The organism is Aeromonas sp. R4-3 (assembly GCF_040908275.1).
GTDB lineage: Bacteria > Pseudomonadota > Gammaproteobacteria > Enterobacterales > Aeromonadaceae > Aeromonas > Aeromonas rivipollensis.
In genome coordinates, this window is sequence record NZ_JBFODK010000032.1 from 44882 (window position 1) to 64979 (window position 20098).

General features: G+C 64.1%; 15 protein-coding genes and 2 riboswitches. Of the genes, 7 read left to right on the plus strand and 8 right to left on the minus strand.

Annotation, left to right across the window (positions count from 1 at the left end):
* Positions 1-48: 48 nt before the first annotated feature.
* Positions 49-1047, minus strand: a complete 999-nt coding sequence (locus AB5Y91_RS10980; protein WP_368169795.1) for an NAD-dependent epimerase — start codon at positions 1045-1047, stop codon at positions 49-51.
* On the minus strand, positions 1044-2405 hold the full coding sequence (locus AB5Y91_RS10985) for a UDP-glucose/GDP-mannose dehydrogenase family protein (protein WP_368169796.1): 1362 nt from the start codon (positions 2403-2405) through the stop codon (positions 1044-1046). Before AB5Y91_RS10985 ends, AB5Y91_RS10980 begins: the two co-directional genes overlap by 4 nt.
* A gap of 313 nt (positions 2406-2718) precedes the next feature.
* On the opposite strand from AB5Y91_RS10985, the gene AB5Y91_RS10990 reads away from it, so the two are divergent.
* Positions 2719-3327 carry a YitT family protein gene (locus AB5Y91_RS10990; protein ID WP_106885945.1) on the plus strand — a complete coding sequence of 203 codons (609 nt, stop codon included), beginning with the start codon at positions 2719-2721 and terminating at the stop codon, positions 3325-3327.
* 67 nt (positions 3328-3394) lie between these two features.
* On the opposite strand, the gene AB5Y91_RS10995 is transcribed toward AB5Y91_RS10990, so the two are convergent.
* The 3 genes from AB5Y91_RS10995 to AB5Y91_RS11005 are packed head-to-tail and all read right to left on the minus strand — an operon-like array spanning position 3395 to position 6084.
* The gene (locus AB5Y91_RS10995; RefSeq protein ID WP_368169797.1) at positions 3395-4201 is read right to left on the minus strand and encodes a heme ABC transporter ATP-binding protein; all 807 of its coding nucleotides are present in this window, start codon (positions 4199-4201) and stop codon (positions 3395-3397) included.
* 15 nt (positions 4202-4216) lie between these two features.
* Positions 4217-5248, minus strand: coding sequence for an iron ABC transporter permease (locus AB5Y91_RS11000; protein ID WP_234691670.1), 1032 nt, complete (start codon positions 5246-5248; stop codon positions 4217-4219).
* Positions 5245-6084: a hemin ABC transporter substrate-binding protein gene (locus AB5Y91_RS11005; RefSeq protein WP_290071350.1), complete on the minus strand. Its 840-nt coding sequence runs from the start codon at positions 6082-6084 to the stop codon at positions 5245-5247. The genes AB5Y91_RS11000 and AB5Y91_RS11005 overlap by 4 nt, the downstream gene beginning before the upstream one ends.
* Before the next feature lie 168 nt (positions 6085-6252).
* Between AB5Y91_RS11005 and hutX the strand changes: the two genes are divergently transcribed.
* Together hutX and hutZ are read left to right on the plus strand one after the other, a co-directional pair.
* Positions 6253-6765, plus strand: coding sequence for a heme utilization cystosolic carrier protein HutX (gene hutX / locus AB5Y91_RS11010; RefSeq protein WP_005329147.1), 513 nt, complete (start codon positions 6253-6255; stop codon positions 6763-6765).
* Entirely contained in the window at positions 6762-7319 is a 558-nt protein-coding gene (gene hutZ / locus AB5Y91_RS11015; protein ID WP_005329149.1) for a heme utilization protein HutZ, read from the plus strand. The genes hutX and hutZ overlap by 4 nt, the downstream gene beginning before the upstream one ends.
* A 71-nt stretch (positions 7320-7390) precedes the next feature.
* On the opposite strand, the gene AB5Y91_RS11020 is transcribed toward hutZ, so the two are convergent.
* The 3 genes from AB5Y91_RS11020 to AB5Y91_RS11030 are packed head-to-tail and all read right to left on the minus strand — an operon-like array spanning position 7391 to position 9389.
* Positions 7391-7795 carry a hypothetical protein gene (locus AB5Y91_RS11020; protein ID WP_025328092.1) on the minus strand — a complete coding sequence of 135 codons (405 nt, stop codon included), beginning with the start codon at positions 7793-7795 and terminating at the stop codon, positions 7391-7393.
* A gap of 39 nt (positions 7796-7834) precedes the next feature.
* Positions 7835-8389 carry a cysteine hydrolase family protein gene (locus tag AB5Y91_RS11025; RefSeq protein ID WP_368169798.1) on the minus strand — a complete coding sequence of 185 codons (555 nt, stop codon included), beginning with the start codon at positions 8387-8389 and terminating at the stop codon, positions 7835-7837.
* Positions 8390-8414: 25 nt separating this feature from the next.
* On the minus strand, positions 8415-9389 hold the full coding sequence (locus AB5Y91_RS11030) for a ChaN family lipoprotein (protein WP_111913323.1): 975 nt from the start codon (positions 9387-9389) through the stop codon (positions 8415-8417).
* Between the two features lie 201 nt (positions 9390-9590).
* Here AB5Y91_RS11030 and AB5Y91_RS11035 point away from each other — a divergent pair, with 201 nt between their 5' ends.
* From AB5Y91_RS11035 to AB5Y91_RS11050, 4 genes are all read left to right on the plus strand, one after another.
* A complete protein-coding gene (locus tag AB5Y91_RS11035; protein WP_368169799.1) occupies positions 9591-11684 on the plus strand; it encodes a TonB-dependent hemoglobin/transferrin/lactoferrin family receptor in 2094 nt (697 codons plus the stop codon).
* Between the two features lie 262 nt (positions 11685-11946).
* Positions 11947-13089, plus strand: coding sequence for a 3-phenylpropionate MFS transporter (locus AB5Y91_RS11040; protein ID WP_368169800.1), 1143 nt, complete (start codon positions 11947-11949; stop codon positions 13087-13089).
* Positions 13090-13171: 82 nt separating this feature from the next.
* Complete coding sequence (locus tag AB5Y91_RS11045; RefSeq protein ID WP_368169801.1) at positions 13172-16657, plus strand: NahK/ErcS family hybrid sensor histidine kinase/response regulator; 3486 nt, start codon at positions 13172-13174, stop codon at positions 16655-16657.
* Between the two features lie 200 nt (positions 16658-16857).
* Positions 16858-16944, plus strand: a riboswitch (cyclic di-GMP riboswitch).
* Positions 16945-17055: 111 nt separating this feature from the next.
* Complete coding sequence (locus tag AB5Y91_RS11050; RefSeq protein ID WP_368169802.1) at positions 17056-19653, plus strand: glycosyl hydrolase family 18 protein; 2598 nt, start codon at positions 17056-17058, stop codon at positions 19651-19653.
* Between the two features lie 327 nt (positions 19654-19980).
* Positions 19981-20066, plus strand: a riboswitch (cyclic di-GMP riboswitch).
* Positions 20067-20098: the final 32 nt, after the last annotated feature.

Genomic DNA, 20098 nt, shown 5'->3' on the forward strand with positions numbered 1-20098 from the left:
GCAAAAGGGGCTGCCAGTGGCAGCCCCTTTTCATCTCGGGCGATGGGGTCAGACCCCGTAGTAGGCCCTGTACCAGTCGACGAAGCTGGCAACCCCCTCTTCAAGCCCGACTCCGGCTCTGTAGCCGGTGGCATCGAACAGCGCCTGGGTGTCGGCCCAGGTCGCCTGCACGTCCCCGGCCTGCATGGGCAGCAGGTTGCGGATGGCTCGCTTGCCGAGTGCCGCCTCTATGGCCTCCACGAAATCCATGAGTCGCACCGGGCTGCCATGGCCGATGTTGAAGAGGCGGTAGGGGGCCGGGCTGGTGTCGGCCGCTCCCTGCCAGCTCGGGTCTCCTTGCGGGGGCCTGTCCGCGACCCGGATCACCCCCTCCACTATGTCGTCGATATGGGTGAAGTCCCGGCTGAGCTGGCCCTGGTTGTAGATGTCGATGGGCTCGTCGCTCAGGATGGCGCGCACGAACTTGAACAGCGCCATGTCCGGTCGCCCCCAGGGGCCGTAGACGGTGAAGAAGCGCAAGCCCGTGGTGGGCAACCCGTAGAGGTGGGAGTAGGAGTGGGCCATCAATTCGTTGGCCTTCTTGCTCGCGGCATAGAGGGAGACGGGGTGATCCACCCCGTCCGAGGTCTTGAACGGCATCTGCTCGTTGAGGCCATAAACCGAGCTGGAGGAGGCGTAGATCAGGTGCTGCACCCCGTGATGGCGGCACCCCTCCAGCACCGTGAGGGTGCCGTTGAGATTGCTGTCGGCGTAGGCAAAGGGGTTGTCCAGCGAATAGCGCACCCCGGCCTGGGCCCCCAGGTGGATCACCCGATCGAACCGCTCGCGGGCAAAGAGCGCCGCCATGGTTGCGCGATCGGCGAGGTCCATCCGCTCGAAGCGAAAACCGGGCAGTGGCAGCAGCAAGGCCAGCCGCGCCTCCTTCAGGCTGACCTCGTAGTAGTCGTTGAGGTTGTCCAGGCCAACCACCTGATGGCCGTCGCGGCAGAGCCGCTGCGCCACATGGAAGCCGATGAAGCCGGCGGCGCCGGTGACCAGATATTTCATTGTTGTTGCTCCTCGCACAGCCCCGCGGCCAGGCTGTCGCCCCGGCCTATGGCGTAGTAGGTGAAGCCGCGCTGGCGCAGGCGGGCCGGGTCATAGAGGTTGCGGCCATCGATGATGACGGCCTGCTTCAGGGTCTGCCGCACCAGCTCGAAGTCCGGTGCGCGGAACTGCTGCCACTCGGTGCAGATGAGCAGGGCGTCGGCCCCCTTGAGGGCGGCCTCCTGGGTACCGCACAGGGTCAGATCGTCCCGCAGGCCATAGAGGCGCTGGGCCTCGCTCATGGCCTCGGGATCGAACGCCTGCACCTTGCCACCGGCGGCCCAGATCGCCTCCATCAGCACCCGGCTCGGGGCTTCGCGCATGTCGTCGGTATTGGGCTTGAAGGCCAGGCCCCAGAGGGCGAAGGTCCGCCCCGTGAGATCGGCACCGAAATGCTGCTGCAGGCGGGCCATGAGCTTGTGTTTCTGGCCGTCGTTGACCCGTTCCACCGCATGGAGCAAAGGGGCATCACAGCCAATCTGGCTGGCGGTGTGGATCAGCGCCTTGACGTCCTTGGGGAAGCAGGAGCCGCCATAGCCGCAGCCGGGATAGATGAAGTGATGGCCGATGCGCGGGTCGGCGCCTATGCCCTTGCGCACGGCTTCGATGTCGGCACCGAGCTTCTCCGCCAGGGTGGCCATCTCGTTCATGAAGGAGATCTTGGTGGCCAGCATGGCGTTGGCGGCGTACTTGGTCAGCTCGGCGCTGCGGGTATCCATCTGTATGATGCGATCCCGATTGCGGTTGAAGGGGGCATAGAGCTCTTCGAGCAGGGAGAGGGCGTGGGCCGAGTCTGTGCCTATGATGATGCGATCCGGCCGCAGGCAGTCGGCCACCGCGGCCCCCTCCTTGAGAAACTCCGGGTTGGAGACCACCTCGAGGGGCAAGTCGACCCCGCGATCGCGCAGGATGGCTGCGATATGCTGGTGCACCCGGTGTGCGGTGCCGACCGGCACTGTGCTCTTGTTGACCACCACCTTGCCGTCCTGCATCAGCCGCCCTATGGTGCCGGCCACCGCCAGTACGTGCTGCAGATCGGCCGAGCCGTCTTCATCCGGCGGGGTGCCGACCGCGATGAAGATGAGCTCGGCGAACGCCACCCCCTGGGCGACATCTGTGGTGAATTGCAGGCGACCGGCTTGATGGTTGGCCTGCACCAGGGGGGCGAGACCGGGCTCGAAGATGGGGATCATGCCCTCTTCGAGGCGCTCGACCTTGGCGGCGTCCACGTCCACGCAGGTTACCCTGTGGCCCATCTCGGCGAGCACGGCGGCCTGAACCAGCCCCACATAACCTATTCCGAATACGCTGACTCTCATCTGCTGTCGCTCCGCAGCCTGTGGCAAGGGGTTCATTTTAGAACGATTCCCGCCTGCTGGCAGCGAGATAGCCCGGGTTTTTCAGGCGCGCTTCAGGCTGGCTTCAGCTTGAGAGGGGGAGGGCGTGACATATTTTGGTGCAAGGGTTGTAACGCGGCGCTGACGCGCACCATTTCGGCGCATTCGATCCCGTACTTGTGATCCGGGTCACTCAAAATGGACACTGTGACCATAACGAAGTCCCGACTCACGGGGCTCGCGCCCGTCACCGGGCCTCAGACACTCTTTTCACTTCGCTACTGGACATAAGGTTATGGACAACACCCCCCGTTCGGCCCATCCGCTCTATGAGGATGTGCTCGCCCTGCTGACCGCGGCAGGCTTCGTTTCCCTCGGCATCTTCCTGTTTCATCAGGTCGGTCTGCTCACCGGCGGCACCGCCGGGCTGGCGCTGCTGCTGCAGCAGGTCACTGGCCTGAGCTTCGGTCTGCTGTTCTTCGCCATGAACCTGCCCTTCTATGCCCTGGCCTGGCTCAGGATGGGGCCGCGCTTCACCCTCAACACCTTCGCCGCCGTGGCGACCGTCTCCTTCATGACGGATCACCTCAATGCCGTGCTGCAGATAGGCAAGATAGAGCCCGTCTATGCGGCCCTGATCGGCGGTACACTGATCGGCATGGGGCTGCTCATCATGTTCCGCCACAAGGCGAGCCTGGGCGGCTTCAATATCCTGGCGCTGTTTATTCAGGACAAGTTCGGCATCCGTGCTGGAAAGCTGCAAATGGGGCTGGATTGCGCCATCGTCATCGCCTCCTTCTTCGTGGTTTCCCCCTGGCTGCTGGCGCTCTCCGTGGTCGCGGCCATCATCTGTAACCTGGTGTTGACACTCAATCACAAGCCGGGCCGCTACCAGATCGCCTGAGCCCCCCTTCACTTTGAAGACAGAGCGCCCAAGGGCGCTCTTTTGCTATCCAGGATCCCGAACCCTCTCACACCACCATGGGCTGCCCCGTCTCGGGGTGATGGATCACCTGGGCGGGATAATCGTAGAGGCGGGCGATCAGTTCGGGGGTGAGCACCTCTGCCGGGGAGCCGTCCGCCATCAGCCTGCCCTGCTCCAGCATCACCAGCCGGTCGGCGTAGCGCGCCGCCAGGTTGAGGTCGTGCAGCACCACCAGCACGGCGGTGTTGCGGGCGGCCAGGGCGCGGGCCATGGTGAGCAGCTGATGCTGGTACTTGAGATCGAGGGCCGAGGTGGGCTCGTCCAGCAGCAGCAGTCGCGGCTGCTCGGGATCCGACAGCCGTCCCGGTGACGGCTCCTGCCAGATCTGGGCCAGTACCCGGGCAAACTGCACCCGCTGGCGCTCCCCTCCGGAGAGGCCGGGATAGAGGCGGCCGGCCAGGTGCTCGACCCCGGCATGGGTCATGGCGGCCTGCACTATCTGGTCGCGGCGGCTGACGGGCTCGCAGTGGGGCAGCCGCCCCATTGCCACTACCTCCTCGCACAGGAAGGGGAAGCTCAAGGACGAGCTCTGGGGCAGCACCCCGACTCTGTGGGCCAGGGTCTCGCCGGCCCACTCTTGTCGCTTGCGGCCGAACAGGGAGATGGTGCCCTCATAGGTCAGCTCGCCGGTCAGGCACTTGAGCAGCGAGCTCTTGCCCGCCCCGTTCGGGCCGAGCAGGGCGGTCAGGCTGCCCCCATGCAGGTCGAGATCCAGGCTGTCCAGGATGAGGCGATTGCCCCGGGTGAGGCTGACGCTTTGGCAAGTGAGCAGGGGGGAGGGGGATCCGGGCAAGATGACGTTCTCCTGTTACAGCGTCCGGCGACTCTTGACCAAGAGCCAGATGAAGAAGGGGGCACCGAGCAGGGCCGTGATGATGCCCACCGGCAGCTCGGCCGGCGCCAGCAGGGTGCGGGCCAGCATGTCGGCCCCCAGCAACAGGGCGGCGCCGAGCAGGGCGCTGAGCGGCAGCAGCCTGACGTGATTGGGGCCAGCCAGCAGCCGCACCAGGTGGGGCACCACCAGGCCGACGAAGCCGATCATGCCGGCCACTGCCACCGCGACGCCGACGCCGGCGGCGGTGAGCAGAATGAGGCGCCGCTTGAGGCATTGCACATTCACCCCCAGATGCCGGGCCTCACCCTCCCCCAGCAACAGGGCGTTGAGGGGATTGGCATCGCGCATGAAGAGCCACAGCAGGGCGACCAGGGTCGCCAGCGCCAGCCCCACATCCACCGGCTTGCCGGCGGCCAGGGAGCCCATCTGCCACAGGCTCAGGTTGCGCAGCATCTGATCGTCCGCCAGGTAGGTGAGCAGCCCTATCACGGCCCCTGACAGCGCCGTGATGGCGACGCCCGCCAGCAGCATGACGGTGACCGAGGTGCCCCCCTCACGGGTGCCGAGCAAATACACAAGCGTGGTGGTGAGCGCCCCGCCGAGGAAGGCGAGCAGGGGTAGCAGACCGAGGCCGAGCAGGCTCTGCAACTGCTGGCCGAGGGGGGCCAGCAGTACTATGGCCAGGGCGGCACCGAGCGCCGCGCCGCCGGAGACCCCTATGATGCCGGGGTCGGCCAAGGGGTTGCGAAACAGCCCCTGCATCACGGCGCCGCAGAGGCCGAGAATGCCCCCCACGGCGATGCACAGCAGGGTACGTGGCAGGCGGATTTCCTGCACTATCAGCAGCTTGTGTGCCTCTATCCCGCTCTCTGCCCCGGCAAACAGGGCCTGCAGGCTCTCGGCCAAGGAGAGCGACATGGGGCCGGTGGCGAGGGAGCCGACCAGCAGCAGGGCGAGCGTGCAACCGGTGAGCACCAGCAGCCAGGGCAGCGGCAGACGCATCATGAACCCTGCTTGATCCACTGGGCTATCTGGTTGGCCTGCTGCAAGGATCTCAGGCTGAGACCCCCTTGCAGGGCGTGACCGTCGATGGCGTGGATGGCCCTGTTCTTGCCTGCCGGCGTGGCGGCCAGGGCCGGCACCTGGGCCAGCACGCTGTCGACGCTCTGGTATTGTTGCCAGTCACGGCCGCTCACCAGCACCAGATCCGGCTGCAGTTCGATCAGGGATTCGGTGGAGACGGGCTTGTAGTCGTGCAAGCGGGCGACCGGGTTGACGCCGCCGGCCAGGGTCACCAGGGCGCTGGCGGTGGTATTGCCACCGGCTATGCTGGTGGGCTGGCCCTTGTGCAGCAGCAGGAAGGCGACCTTGAGGGGTTTGTTCTGTTTCGCCTGGGCCGCCAGCTGGTCGCTCTGGACGGCGATCTCGGCTTTCAGCCTGGTGCCGGCGGCTTGATTGCCCAGCAAGCCGGCCAGGGCGTCGATCCGCTCGTTGAGGTTGGCCAGGGTGGGGGCCGTCGGCAGCACTGTCACCTCGACGCCAGCTCGGCGCAGCTGTTCCAGGGCCGGTGGCGGCCCCATCTCGTCGCTGCCGACCAGTCGGGTCGGGGCCAGACTCAGTATCCCTTCGGCAGCCAGGGCGCGGTGGTAGCCGACTCTCGGCAGCCCCTTGGGTTCAGGGCTGCTGACGTCGGTGGCAATCAGGCTCTGCTCGCCCCCCAGGGCCATAATGAGTTCTGTGGTGGCCGGGCCTATGCTGACGATACGTTCCTGCGCGACAGCAGGCAGGGAAAGGGCTGAACAGCCGAGCAGGCTGAGTGCGAGGGCAAAACGACGGCCCATGCGAACCTCCGAAGGGTGTATGAGAGTGGGATTGCCGCCGAGAATATCAAGCCGGTGAAAAAAATGCACTGATAATGAAAGCGATTATCAATTGCGTTAAGGGGGCCGCTTTATTACAGTATCCGCCGCGAGACTGAGTACCATCGCCAGATCATCCAGGGAGAACCGATGAGCATTGCACAACGCATTCATGCGCTGCTGGAACAAGATCCCAGCGCCCATCCTTCCAGCATTGCCACCGAGCTGGCCGTCAGCGAATGGGAGGTGGTGCGCCACCTGCCCGCCGAGCTGATGACGCTGGTGCCGAGCGATCAGGCCGAAGCCCTGCTGGCGGATCTGGCCAGCTGGGGTCAGGTGACCACCATTGTGGAGTCCGACGGCTCCATCTTCGAGGTGAAGGCCCCCTTCCCCAAGGGCAAGACGGCCCGCGGCTACTACAACCTGATGGGGCGGGACGGCGAGATGCACGGTCATCTCAAGCTCGACAACGTGGTCGGCATTGCCTTGGTCAGCAAGCTGTTCATGGGCAAGGAGGGGCACTCCTTCCAGTTCTTCGGCCACAGTGGCCGCTGCATTTTCAAGATCTACCTGGGGCGTGACGAGCAGCGTCAGCTGCTGCCTGACCAGGTGGAGCGTTTCAAGGCCCTGCGCCACCAGTATCAAGAGGAAGTGAAAGCATGAGTGAACGTCAGGAGCGTCTGCAGAACCGTCTGCAACCGGAGATCCGCGAATTTCGTGACGGTTGCCGCACCCTGCAGCTCGCGACCGTGGATGGCGAAGGCAACCCCAATGCCAGCTACGCCCCCTTCGTGCTGCAGGAAGATGGCTACTATGTGCTGATCTCCGAGATAGCCCGCCATGCCCGCAACCTGCAACAGGTGCCCAAGGTCTCCCTGATGCTGATCGAGGACGAGACCGGCGCCCGCGAACTGTTCGCCCGCAAGCGGCTCACCTTTGACGCCGTGGCCGAGGTGGTGGCGCGGGATGACGAGCGCTGGGGCAAGGCAATAGCGGCGTTGGAAGGGCGTTTCGGCGACATCGTCAAAGGGCTCTCCAACCTCAAGGACTTCGTGCTGTTTCGCCTCAAGCCCGAGCAGGGGCTGTTCGTCAAGGGCTTCGGCCAGGCGTTCCGGGTCTCCGGTGACGAGCTGGTGGACTTCGTCCATCTGGTGGAGGGGCACAAGCGCGTCGACAACGGCGCCGAGTTGACCAGCGAGACGGACGCACCTGTCTGAGGATCGAGGTCATGAGATGAAAAACGGGCAGCCTGGGCTGCCCGTTTTGTTACCTGTCCCCCAAATCGGGATCACTCCTGCCAGGAGGCCTTGTTGGGGAAGGCGTCGCGATCGGCCTGGGTGGCTGTCTCGTTGCACTCCCCCCGGATCTTCCAGGAGGTCTGGCTGAGGACTATGTAGCCGGTGCGGCAATAGTTGCGTGCCGCCAGCGTCTCGGTCAGTTGCTCGTCCTGCAGGGCCTCGCGGCGCTCTAGCAGGCTCTTGCTGTTGCGGCTCAGCCGACTGTCATCCTCCTGCAACCGACTCGGCAGGACGTCGAGGGGAGCGGCTTCGAAGGTGAAGCGCTTGCTCCCCTCTTCGTTGATGTTGGTATGAAACAGGGGAGCCGGGCCGTCGGGCGTGGTGCCCGGCATTCCGGAGCAGGCCGTGATCGCCGGTAACAACAGCACAAGGGCAACGGCAGAGAATAGACGCACGCAAGACTCCAATCAGGTGATCACTTCAAAGCGGGCAGATTAGCACGCCAGCGCAGGTTGAGCCGCCTCGAGCAGCTGATCCGTGGTGAGCAGGGTTATGCTTCTGCCCTCTGGCAGGCTCAGGTGCTGCCACATCCAGTTGTGGTGCTCGATGATCTTCTCGGCGCTCAGGTGGGGACGATCGGCTGTGGTGTGACCATCCTTCAACACCAGCACCTCAAAGCCATGAGCCGCGGCACTGCGTACCGTGGTATCGACGCAAAAATCGGTGTTGCTGCCACAGAGGATCAGCCGGTCGACGGACTGCTCGGCCAACAGGAAGGCCAACTCGGTCTCGAGGAAGCTGTCGCACGCCGTCTTGCGCACCCGGCTGTCCCCCTTGGCGGGTTGCACCGCCGGGTGAAGTTGCCAGCCCGGGGTACCAGGCTCCAGCTCGTCCCCTGGCAGGTCGTCATGCTGGATGTAGATGACCCGGCCATGATGCTGTCTGACATGGGCCGCGGCCCGGTTGATGTTGGCCAGAACTTGTGGCTGTTGGTGATGGGTCGCTTTCATGACCCCTTGCTGCACATCGATGATCAGTAACACGTCCATATTTTACCCGCCGTATCCTGGAAGATTAGGGTTGCAGCCACTGGCTGCAGTCACGGCTGCGGGATTGATGCAGCGCGCCCATATCTTGCTTCATTTCCTCTGCATTTAGCCAGCGTTCCGGCAGGGGGGCTATGTGCACCCGCACGTCGGCACTCCGTCCGGGGGCGGCCTTGCCATCCTGGGAGCCAGTCTCAGGCACCACAAGAGCGACTTTCAGCGCCGGATTGCGGCTGGCGATACGGCTCGCGATACCCAGCCCCCCCTCCACGTGGAAGTTGCCGGCGATGTGCATGATGCGCCGGCCGGGATGCTGCTTGAGATAATCGACCATGCTCTCGGCCATGGTGTCGTCCCAGCTGGTCTGGGCGGCGAAGCGGCGGGCATTGCCGTCCGCATCCCCATGATGCATGGAGGCCATGAACTTCTGGCGATAGGGATCCTCCCCCAGGGTGAGCTCGCGGGCGAGTTGGCTGCGGCGGCTGGCGGGCAGTTTGTCGAGCCACTCGGGGCCTTCCTGACCGACACAGCTCACCAGCGGCTTGGGGGCATTGGCGGCGATCACTGTCAGCTGCTGCGCCTTGGCAAATTCCACCAGGGGGCGGTAGTCGCTCGGGTAGTTGGGCCAGGCATGACCCTCGCGGATCAGCGTGGATTCGCCGATGCGCCCGGCCAGGTAGGCATCCAGCACGGGTTGATCGGCGCGGGTGAACTGCTCCATGGAGAGCACCAGCCCCCGGCCATCGGCGCGCGACATCCCGGCAAGCTCTGCCAGCAGGTTTGCCTGCAACAGGTGGACGGCCGGGTGGCTGTGGAGCTCGCCCACCAGCACTATGTCGGCATCCCTGACCTTGTCCACCGCCTGGGCGAGGCTGAGGGGCCTGTCGTCCGTCCCCTCGCCAAGCTGGTAGTGATAGAGGGTCTGGGGAGGCTGGCTCTGCGGCGGGGTGGCGCAGGCGGCCAGCAGCAGGGGCAGGGCGAGCAGGGGGAGTCGTCGAGTCATGGCATCTCACTCACAGAGGCAGAGATTGGCAAAGGCACTGCACCATACGATGGCAGCATGGCGAGCAGGAAAAAAGAGGCGCTAGTGTAAAACCGTTCAGAAGCAAAAGAAAATGAGAATGATTCACTTTATTATTGATCTTTGTCGCGGGCTGGGTAAGATGCCGTTCGGTTGATAATGATTCTCAATAAGGACTTTGCAGTGGCGCACAACAACACCCCCTCTCTGATTGCCCTCGCCGTGGCGGCCGGGCTGGTATCCCCTGCTTTCGCCGCAGACAAGAAAACGGATGAAGTCATGGTCGTCAGCGGCTCCCGCATGGAGCAGAAGCTGGAAGACGTCTCCGGCCCCATCGCCGTCATCACCTCGGAGCAGATCGAGGAGCAGGTCGTCAGCAATGTCGCCGATCTGTTCCGTTATGAGCCGGGCGTGAGCGTCCAGGGCGGGGCGGGGGATGCCCAGACCTTCACCATTCGCGGCATGAGCGAGAACCGGGTCAAGGTGGTGCAGGACGGGGTGCGCCAGAACGACGCCTACAAGAACGGCGGTGTGGGCCAGACCTACTTCGACACCGACATGATCAAGCAGGTGGAAGTGGCCAAGGGGCCGGCGTCCGCGGCCTACGGCTCCGATGCCCTGGGGGGCGTCATCGCCATCACCACCAAGGATGCCGGCGACTTCCTCAAGGGGAAGGACAGCTACCTGGACGCGACCACTGGGTATGCCTCCAGCAGCCACCAGAAGATGGCCGGCATCACAGGCGCCCTGCGCACCGGCGAGTTCGAGAACCTGTTGCGCTACACCTGGCGTGACGGCGGGGTGACCCAGAACTACGACAGCGACAAGGACGAGTTTGACATCGTCAGCCAGGCGGTGCTGCTCAAGAGCAAGTGGAACCTCTCCGATGATCAGTTCCTGAAGCTGACGGTCGACTACTTCACCGAGGGGCAGGATCCGGATGCCATCGATCTGACCAAGGCGGGCTCCGTCTTCAATCAGCCGATCACCGACAAGGAGACCGACAACCTCTCCCTGGTGCTGGATCACGGCCTCGCCCTGAATGCCCCCTGGGCGGATCGGGTGGACAGCAAGATTTACTACACCCGCACCAAGCAGACCCTGGATCAGTACGCCTCCTCCAAGTATCCGGTCAATCCGGGCAACCCCTATGTGACCAAGAACTCCCTGGATCACAACGGCTTCGAGCAGGAGAGCCTGGGGGCCCAGGTGAAGTTCAGCAAGGCGCTCGCCCACCAGCGTCTGGCCTGGGGTGTCGAGTATGAGCACACCGACAACGAGCGTACCCGCTTCAAGGGGCCGACCACTCCGGGTGACTTCGTCGGTTACAGCGAGCTGAGCTTCCCCTCCACCACCAGCGAGCGCAGCGCGCTCTGGGCCTTTGACGAGATCAAGTTTGGCGAGCGCTGGGTGCTGACCCCGGGCGCCCGTTACGACTACTACAAGATGACCCCGGACCAGGATCCCGCCTACACCGGCGAGAACATGCAGAAGATCTCCGAAGGGGAGTTCTCGCCCAAGCTGGGGCTGGTGTTCAAGGCACACGAGGCGGCCAACCTGTTCGCCCAGTACAGCCACGGCTTCAAGGCGCCCATGTATGACAATGCCTTCTCCACCCTGAACCATCAGGCCTACGGCTATCGCATCGAGCCGAACCCTAACCTCAAGCCCGAGAGCAGCGACGGCATCGATCTGGGGGTGCGCGGCAGCAGTGGCGGTTTCAGCTATGAAGTGGCGACCTTCTACAACCAGTTTGATGACTTCATCGAGCTGACGGCCGTGGGGACCGAAGGGCGCACCGCCATCTATCAGTACCAGAACCTGGACAAGGCGACCACCAAGGGGGCCGAGGTCAAGGCGGACTACTGGCTGAACGAGCTGGTGAACGTCTGGGGCAACCTGGCCTACATAGAGGGCAAGGACGGCGACGGCAACTACATCAACAGCCTGAGCCCGTTCAACGGCAGCCTGGGTGTGCGTCTGGAGCAGCCGAACTGGAACATCAACACCGCACTGCGCTTCGCCGACGACATGGACAAGGTGGGCAAGGATGCCAGAGGCAACGACAACATCAAGAGCGCCGGCTGGGGCGTGGTGGATATCTACGCCCAGTTCAAGCCGATGCAGGATCTGCAGCTCAACGTCGGCGTCTTCAACCTGTTTGACAAGGAGTACGTCAGCTACGAGAGCATCACGGGCCTCTCCGCCACCACGGACACCAGCAACCAGACCGAGCCGGGCCGCAACCTGAGCGCAAGGGTCAAGTACGTCTTCTGATATGTGCCAATGACGATGATGAAGGGGCCCCAGGGCCCCTTCTCTGTTTCTGGCGGCCCAAACCGGCTCCAAAAAGAAACCCGCCAGGGGCGGGTGTAAGGATTGCAACACTCATCAGGAAGCGGTGTTAACCAATAGACAGGGGTATGTGACAAAGGTTCAACTTTATTGATATTTATCGTTTTTATCTCTTCTTACCCCTGGGGATCCCCGCGCCAAAATCGGTTATCATTTGTGCCCCTTGTCCCGCTGCCGAGCCCCTATGCCCGCCTTCTCCTGGTTAGCCCTGTTCTTTGGCGCCTTCTACTTCGTCTACGGCGCCTATCTGCCGTTCTGGTCCCTGTGGCTCGAGGGCAAAGGGGTGAGCGCCGAGCAGATAGGCTTGCTGCTGGGGGTCGGCATGGCCATCCGCTTTGCCGGCAACCTGATGGTGATGGGACGGGTCAAGGGGGCCGGTCAGTTGCTGCCCGTCACCCGGCTGCTCTGCCTGCTGAGCCTGCTGGCCTTTCTGGGCTTCTACCTCAGCCACAGCCTCTGGTGGCTGGTGCTGCTGACCCTGGTGGCGAACTTCATCTACCCGACTCTGATGCCCATGGGGGAGGCGCTCGCCACTCGCATGGTGGTGCAGACCCACCTCGACTATGGCAAGGTGAGGCTGTGCGGCTCCTTCGCCTTTATCGTCGCCTCCACCCTGGTCGGCGCCCTGGTGAGCAACTTCGGCAGCGACTGGGTGCTGCACACCATGGTTGCGGGACTGCTGGCCATGCTGGCGCTGAGCGTGCTGCCGCTGCGGCCGGTGCCCCAGGAACTCAAGGGGGAGCGGGCCCGGGCCTCCCTGCTCGTCACTCTCAAGTCGGCGCCGGTGCGCCGCTTCCTGCTCATCACCGCCCTGCTGCAGGGCAGTCATGCCGCCTACTACGGCTTCAGCGCCATGTACTGGAAGGGGGCGGGCTACAGCGGCACCCTGATCGGCTACCTGTGGGCCCTGGGGGTGGTGGCGGAGATCGCCGTGTTTGCCGCGGACAAGCGCTTCTTCCACCGCTTCGGGGCCCAGACCCTGTTTCTGGTGGGAGCCGCCGGCTGCGTGGTGCGCTGGGTGTTGCTCGGCGCCTCCACCGAGTTGGCTGTGCTGGTGCTGGGCCAGTTGTTGCACGGGGTCACCTTCTGCATCAGCCACCTCGGCGCCGTGCGCTTCATGACCCGGCAACTGCCTGCCGAGCAGCAGATCCCCACCCAGGCGCTCTATGCGGCGCTGGGCCTTGGCATGACGGTGGCGGCCCTGATGGCGATCTGCGGTGTGCTGTTCGAGCCGCTCGGTGGGGGCATCTTCTTCATCATGGTGCTGGTGGTGCTGCCGGTCTTCGTCCTGCGGCTGCGCGGGGAGCATGAGGGCGCCGCCGCCTGAGCGGGCGCACCCAATGACGGTTGCCCGCCGGCACGCTGAGCCGGCGTGGCGCTCAACACATCTGAACAAGGGAAGAATGTAGATGCACCAAGGATGGCTGCTGATCGGGTTGTCGCTCGCCTATCTGGGCTTGCTGTTCCTCATTGCCTACGTGGCGGACAAGAGCAAGCGCCGCCGGCTCAAGGGCCAGCCCCTGCTCTACAGCCTGTCGCTCGCCGTCTATTGCACCTCCTGGACCTTCTTCGGTACCGTCGGCCAGGCCAGCGAATCCCCCTGGTCGCCGGTGCCCATCTATCTTGGCCCCATGCTGGTGTTCCTGTTCGGCTGGCGCCTGCTGGCCCGCCTCATCCTGGTGGCCAAGCGCGAGCACATCACCTCCATCGCCGACTTCATCGCCGCCCGCTATGGCAAGTCCCAGCGCCTGGCCATGGTGATCAGCCTGATCGCCGTCATGGGGATACTTCCCTACCTGGTGCTGCAGCTCAAGGCCATAGTCACAGGGCTGGATCTGCTGATGGCCAACTCGGTGCCGGCGGGGCCCACGGGCAACACGGCCGAGCTGGCTCTCGGCGTCGCCCTGTTGCTGGCGCTGTTCAGCATACTGTTCGGCACCCGCAACCTGGATGCCACCGAGCACCATCGCGGCATGGTGGTGGCCATCGCCTTTGAATCCGTGGTCAAGCTGCTCGCCTTCATGGCGGTGGGGGGCTTCGCGCTCTGGCTCATCATCGCCAGGCCGAGCGAGGCCCGCACCCTGGTGGCCACCGACTTTCTCGATGCGGTGGTGGCGGTGTCGCCGGGCAGCCTGCTGGAGCTCGCCATCTATACCCTGGTGGCCATGTGCGCCGTCATCTGCCTGCCGCGCCAGTTCCACGTGACTGTGGTGGAGAACAATCAGGGCCAGGATCTGCACTGGGCGCGCTGGCTGTTTCCGCTCTACCTGTTCCTGATGGGGCTCTTCATCTGGCCGCTGGCGCTGGCGGGCAAGCAGTGGGTGGGGGCCGACATGGCCTCGGATACCTATGTGATCAGCCTGCCCATGTCGCTCGGCTTCGACGGCATGGCGATGCTGGCGTTTCTCGGCGGCACCTCGGCGGCCACCGGCATGGTGATCGTCTGCACCATCGCCCTGGCCATCATGGTCAGCAACGATCTGGTGCTGCCCGTGCTGCTGCGCCGTTTCTGGCAGCAGGGGCGGGATGAGCGCCTGATGCGGCTGCTGCTGCAGGTGCGCCGGGGCGCCATTTTGCTGATCCTGCTGGCGGCCTGGGTGCTCTATCTCTGGCTCGGGGACCTCACCAGCCTGTCGCGTATCGGCTACCTGTCGTTCGGCGCCGTGGCCCAGTTCGCGCCTGCCCTGCTGCTCGGCCTCTACTGGCGGCACGGCAATCGCAAGGGGGTCTACCTCGGGCTGGCGCTGGGGGTCAGCCTCTGGTTCCTCACCCTGCTGGCTGAAAGCGGCCTGCTGGCGGGCTCGCCCCTGGAGGCGCTGCTGGCGCCCCCTGACTGGCCCGCATTCCGGGAGCTGAGCCTGGGGGCCTGGTGCATCTTCCTGAGCCTGTTGCTCAATCTGCTCGGCTACGTGGCGGGCTCCTTGCTGTCACGGGCGGCGGTGAGCGAGCGGTTGCAGGCCGCCAACTTCGTCGGCAAGCCGAGCCGGGACACCACGGCGCTCTACCAGGCGCGGGTCTCGGTCAAGGAGCTGGAGATGCTGGCGGCCCGCTTCGTCGGCTCGAGCCGGGTCAAGCGTGCCTTCGGCCGCTTCGCCGGCGAGCACGGCGGCACCCTTGCGCCCCAGATGCAGGCGTCGGCCGATCTGATTGCCCACACTGAGCGGTTGCTGGCCGGGGTGTTTGGCACCTCGTCCGCCCGGCTGGTGCTGGCCTCTGCCCTGCAGGGGCGCAACATGCAGCTCGAGGAGATAGCCACCATAGTGGACGAGGCCTCGGACGTGTTCCGCTTCAACCGCGGCCTGCTGCAGGGGGCCATAGAGCACATGGGGCAGGGGATCTCGGTGGTGGACAGGGAGCTCAAGCTGGTGGCCTGGAACCGGCGCTACATAGAGCTGTTCCACTATCCGCACGGGCTCATCCAGGTGGGGCGCTCCATAGAGGAGATCATCCGCTACAACGCCGAGCAGGGGCTCTGCGGACCGGGAGACATAGAGGCCCAGGTGGCGCGCCGGGTCGCCTTCATGAAGCGGGGCAGCCCCCATGTCTCGGCGCGGGAGCGGCCGGATGGCCGGGTGATCGAGATGCAGGGCAATCCCATGCCGGCGGGGGGCTTCGTGATGACCTTCACCGACATCACCCCCTTCCGGGCGGCGGAGCGGGTGCTGCGCGAAGCCAACGAGCACCTGGAGGCGCGGGTGGCCGAGCGTACCCACGAACTCTCCGAGCTCAACCGCCAGCTGCTGCTGGTGAATCAGCAGGTGGAGCGGGCTAACCACTCCAAGAGCCGCTTCCTGGCGGCGGTGAGCCACGATCTGACCCAGCCGCTCAACGCGGCCAAGCTGTTTACCTCCTCCCTGCTGGAGATGCTGCCGCAGGGGGGAGGGCAAGGGGAGGAACAGCGAGCGGAGCAGGTCCGCATCGCCCGCCACATCGACGATGCCCTGGGGGCGACCGAGGATCTCATCACGGATCTGCTGGACATCTCGCGGCTCGAGGCGGGCAAGTTCAAGGCCAGGAAGCTCGACTTCGCCCTGAGCGACGTGCTGGGCAACCTCAAGGCGGAATTCGGGGTGCTGGCCCAGGCGGGGGAGATCCAGTTCTCCGTGGTGGAGAGCCGCCTCGCCGTTTACAGCGACGTGCGCCTGCTGCGCCGGGTGTTGCAGAACTTCCTCACCAATGCGTTTCGCTACAACCCGGCCGGCCGGGTGCTGCTCGGCTGCCGCCGACTGGGGGACAAGGTGCGTATCGAGGTGTGGGACAATGGCCCCGGCATACCGCTGGACAAGCAGGAGGCGATCTTTGACGAGTTCTCCCGCCTCGATCACTCCCGCACCGCCAGGGAGCAGGGGCTTGGCCTCGGGCTCGCCATCGCCCGCGGCATCTCCCAGGTGCTGGGTCACCAGCTCTCCCTGCGCAGCTGGCCCGGGGCGGGTTCAGTGTTTGCCATCACCCTCAACCTCGCGACCCGGCCCGTGATGCCGAGTCCGGTGGCGGCGCCCGCCGTGCGGGACAGCCAGCTGGAAGGGATCAGGATCCTCTGTATCGACAACGAGGAGGAGATCCTCATCGCCATGGCCTCCCTGCTGGGACGCTGGGGCTGCGAGGTGCGCTGCGCCCAGAGCCTGGAGCAGGCAGAGGAGATCATAGGGGCTGGTTTCCTGCCCCGGCTGGTGCTCTCCGACTACCACCTGGATGACGGCAAGACGGGGCTGCAGGCGCTGCACATGATCCGGCTGGCCCATGGCAACGGCATCGGCGGCATCATCATCAGCGCGGATCGCAAGAGCGAGCTGCAGACCCAGATCCGCGAGCACGGCTTTGGCTACGTCAGCAAGCCGGTCAAACCCCTCAAGCTGCGGGCATTGATGAACAGCCTGCTGCTGCCAATAGAGTGAGGCAGTTCACAGAACCAGTACGTGGAATGCAGATGGTGGATCTGGGTTTTAAGCGGTGTATCGCCACCAATGTCACCGCATTCGTGCAACATGGCGGCAACTTGTATGAATCGCCATCCATCGATGTCATTTCTGCCAGGTGGTGGTGCCCGAAGGCTCATCTATAGTCATTCGGCGATTATTTTTGTCGCAAATCAAGTTGTGCAAAAAGGCAAACCGGACGAAAGTCCGGGACGCAAAGCCTCCGGTCTAAGGGTCAAAGTACCTAGGATAGCGGGGTCACCACAGGTTGTATCGTCCATGGGCCAAGCCATGGTGGCGATGATGTCTGCGTTACCTGGCAGGTTGCGTTGCCTTTTTCGTTGTTAATTCCAATAACGAAATAAGGAAGTTCAAATATGTTAAGTCCAAAACTTTCCCTACTGGCGCTCCTGGTCGGGGGACTCTGCGCTACCTCCGCCTTCGCCGCTGCCCCGGGCAAACCCACCATAGGTTCGGGCCCCACCAAGTTCGCCATCGTCGAAGTCAATCAGGCTGCCTCTGCCTACAACCAGCTGGTGACAGTCCACAAGGATGGCGCCCCCGTCAGCGTGACCTGGAATCTCTGGTCCGGTGATGTCGGCCAGACCGCCAAGGTGCTGCTCGATGGCCAGGAGGTATGGTCAGGCCCGGCTTCCGCCGCGGGCACCGCCAACTTCAAGGTGACCAAGGGGGGCCGCTACCAGATGCAGGTCGCCCTGTGCAACGCCGATGGCTGCACCCTCTCCGACAAGAAGGAGCTGATGGTCGCCGATACCGACGGCAGCCACCTGGCACCGCTCAATGCGCCCCTCAAGGAGAACAACAAGCCCTATGCCAACAAGTCCGGCAAGGTGGTGGGGGCCTATTACGTGGAGTGGGGCGTCTATGGACGCAAGTTCACAGTGGACAAGATCCCGGCCCAGAACCTGACCCATATCCTCTACGGCTTCACCCCCATCTGCGGCGGCAACGGCATCAACGACAGCCTCAAAGAGATCTCCGGCAGCTTCGAGGCGCTTCAGCGCTCCTGTGCCGGTCGTGAGGACTTCAAGGTCTCCATCCACGATCCCTGGGCGGCTGTTCAGATGTCCCAGGGCAACCTCAGCGCCTGGGATGAACCCTACAAGGGCAACTTCGGCAACCTGATGGCCCTCAAGCAAGCCCATCCAGACCTCAAGATCCTGCCGTCGGTCGGGGGATGGACCCTCTCCGATCCCTTCTACTTCCTGGGGGACAAGACCAAGCGCGACACCTTCGTCGCCTCGGTCAAAGAGTTTCTGCAGACCTGGAAATTCTTCGACGGGGTGGACATCGACTGGGAGTTCCCAGGCGGTCAGGGGGCCAACCCCAGCCTGGGCGGCCCGAGCGATGGCGCCACCTATGTGGTGCTGATGAAGGAGCTGCGGGCCATGCTCGACGAGCTGGAAGCCGAGACCGGCCGCCAGTATGAGCTCACTTCGGCCATCAGCGCCGGCGGTGACAAGATTGCCAAGGTCGATTATCAGGCGGCCCAGCAGTACATGGACCACATCTTCCTGATGAGCTACGACTTCAGCGGCGCCTTCGACCTGACGAATCTGGCCCACCAAACCAACCTCTTCGCTTCCAGCTGGGATCCGGCTACCAAGTACACCACCGACAAGGGCGTCAAGGCGCTGCTGGGTCAGGGGGTGACACCGGGCAAGATAGTGGTGGGGGCGGCCATGTATGGCCGTGGCTGGACCGGAGTGAAGAACTACCAGGCCGGCAATCCCTTCACAGGTACCGCCACCGGACCTGTGACCGGCACCTGGGAAAACGGCGTGGTGGATTACCGCGACATCGTCAACAACCGCATGGGGGCAGGCTGGGAGCAGGGCTATGACGAGTCGGCCGAGGCCCCTTATGTGTTCAAGGCCAGCAGCGGCGATCTCATCAGCTTCGACAACGATCGCTCGGTCAAGGCCAAGGGGCAGTACGTGCTGGCGAACCAGCTCGGCGGCCTGTTCGCCTGGGAGATAGATGCGGACAACGGCGACATCCTCAACGCCATGCACGAGGGGCTGGGCCACGGCGAGGGGACACTGCCGCCGGTCAACAAGCCGCCGGTGGCCAATGCCGGCAGCGATCTGAGCGTCACAGGCCCGGCCGAGGTGATCCTCAACGGTGCCGCCTCCCACGATCCGGAAAGCGGCGTGCTGACCTACAGCTGGAAGCAGGTCTCGGGTCCGCAGGCTGGCTTGCTCGATGCCACCCAGGCCAAGGCCCGGGTAGTGCTGGACGCCGTCAGTGCCGACGTCAATCTGGTGTTCGAGCTGACAGTGACCGACGATCAAGGGCTCTCGGCCAAGGATCAGGTGGTGGTGACCAACAAGGCGCCGCAGCCGAATCTGCCCCCGGTGGTCAGCGTACCGGCCAGTGCGACCGTCGAGTCCGGCAAGCAGGTGACCATCAAGGCCACGGCGTCCGATCCGAACGGTGATGCCCTGAGCTACCAGTGGAGCCTGCCAGCGGGTCTCACCGCCACCGGCCAGGACAGCGCCACCCTGGTGGTCACAGGCCCGAGCGTCACCAGCGACACTGTCTATGACCTGACCCTGATGGTGACAGACGGGGCACTGGACGCCAGCACCGGCACCCGCCTGACCGTCAAGCCAGCCAGTACAGGTGGCGGCTGCGAGGCAACCGATCCGGATGCGGCCAACTGGCCGGCCTGGAGTGCCGGCACCGTCTACAACACCAATGACAAGGTGAGCCACCAGCAACTGGTGTGGCAGGCCAAGTACTGGACCCAGGGCAACGAGCCAAGCCAGAGCGCCGATCAGTGGAAGCTGGTGAGCCAGGTGCAGCTCGGCTGGAATGCCGCTGTGGCCTACAACGCCGGGGATCTCACCAACCACAACGGACGCAAGTGGAAGGCCCAGTACTGGACCAAGGGCGATGAGCCCGGCAAGGCCGCCGTCTGGGTAGATCAGGGGGCTGCCAGCTGCAACTGATGGTCATAGGGAATGGGGCCTTGGCCCCATTCCTTTCTCCTGTGGCGCTTGGCGGGCTGACCTCAGCTCGGGGCGGATCAACCGCCAGCCATGGCCATCAGCGTCAGCCTTTTCTAAGAAATTAATCACCCCCCTAAAGTTGAAAAAATATTTTCATCTTGAAATCGCTTTCAAGAGAGTGAGTTGGATGGTTGACATCCGCTCTCACGCCGAGCTTAACCCTGCCTTCAGGGGCATTTCTTGATAGAACACCCAGTCAAGATCCCGCTCTGCCATTTGCAGTGACTGCGCCTATGGAGAATAATCGCGACGCACTACTGATTAATTTGTGTATAAGGGCAAACCGGTTGAAAGGCCGGGACGCAAAGCTTCCGGTCTAAGGATCCATGATCTAGGACAGCGGGGCCGCCACAGGTCGTATCGATCTTCTGCCAAGGGAAGACCC

Coding starts and splice junctions, on each gene's coding strand:
- AB5Y91_RS11025 (WP_368169798.1), bottom strand. CDS start 8,389: ATGGACGTGTTACTGATCATCGATGTGCAGCAAGGGGTCATGAAAGCG.
- AB5Y91_RS11045 (WP_368169801.1), top strand. CDS start 13,172: ATGCACCAAGGATGGCTGCTGATCGGGTTGTCGCTCGCCTATCTGGGC.
- AB5Y91_RS10985 (WP_368169796.1), bottom strand. CDS start 2,405: ATGAGAGTCAGCGTATTCGGAATAGGTTATGTGGGGCTGGTTCAGGCC.
- AB5Y91_RS11005 (WP_290071350.1), bottom strand. CDS start 6,084: ATGGGCCGTCGTTTTGCCCTCGCACTCAGCCTGCTCGGCTGTTCAGCC.
- AB5Y91_RS10990 (WP_106885945.1), top strand. CDS start 2,719: ATGGACAACACCCCCCGTTCGGCCCATCCGCTCTATGAGGATGTGCTC.
- AB5Y91_RS11050 (WP_368169802.1), top strand. CDS start 17,056: ATGTTAAGTCCAAAACTTTCCCTACTGGCGCTCCTGGTCGGGGGACTC.
- hutX (WP_005329147.1), top strand. CDS start 6,253: ATGAGCATTGCACAACGCATTCATGCGCTGCTGGAACAAGATCCCAGC.
- hutZ (WP_005329149.1), top strand. CDS start 6,762: ATGAGTGAACGTCAGGAGCGTCTGCAGAACCGTCTGCAACCGGAGATC.
- AB5Y91_RS10980 (WP_368169795.1), bottom strand. CDS start 1,047: ATGAAATATCTGGTCACCGGCGCCGCCGGCTTCATCGGCTTCCATGTG.
- AB5Y91_RS11040 (WP_368169800.1), top strand. CDS start 11,947: ATGCCCGCCTTCTCCTGGTTAGCCCTGTTCTTTGGCGCCTTCTACTTC.
- AB5Y91_RS11030 (WP_111913323.1), bottom strand. CDS start 9,389: ATGACTCGACGACTCCCCCTGCTCGCCCTGCCCCTGCTGCTGGCCGCC.
- AB5Y91_RS11000 (WP_234691670.1), bottom strand. CDS start 5,248: ATGATGCGTCTGCCGCTGCCCTGGCTGCTGGTGCTCACCGGTTGCACG.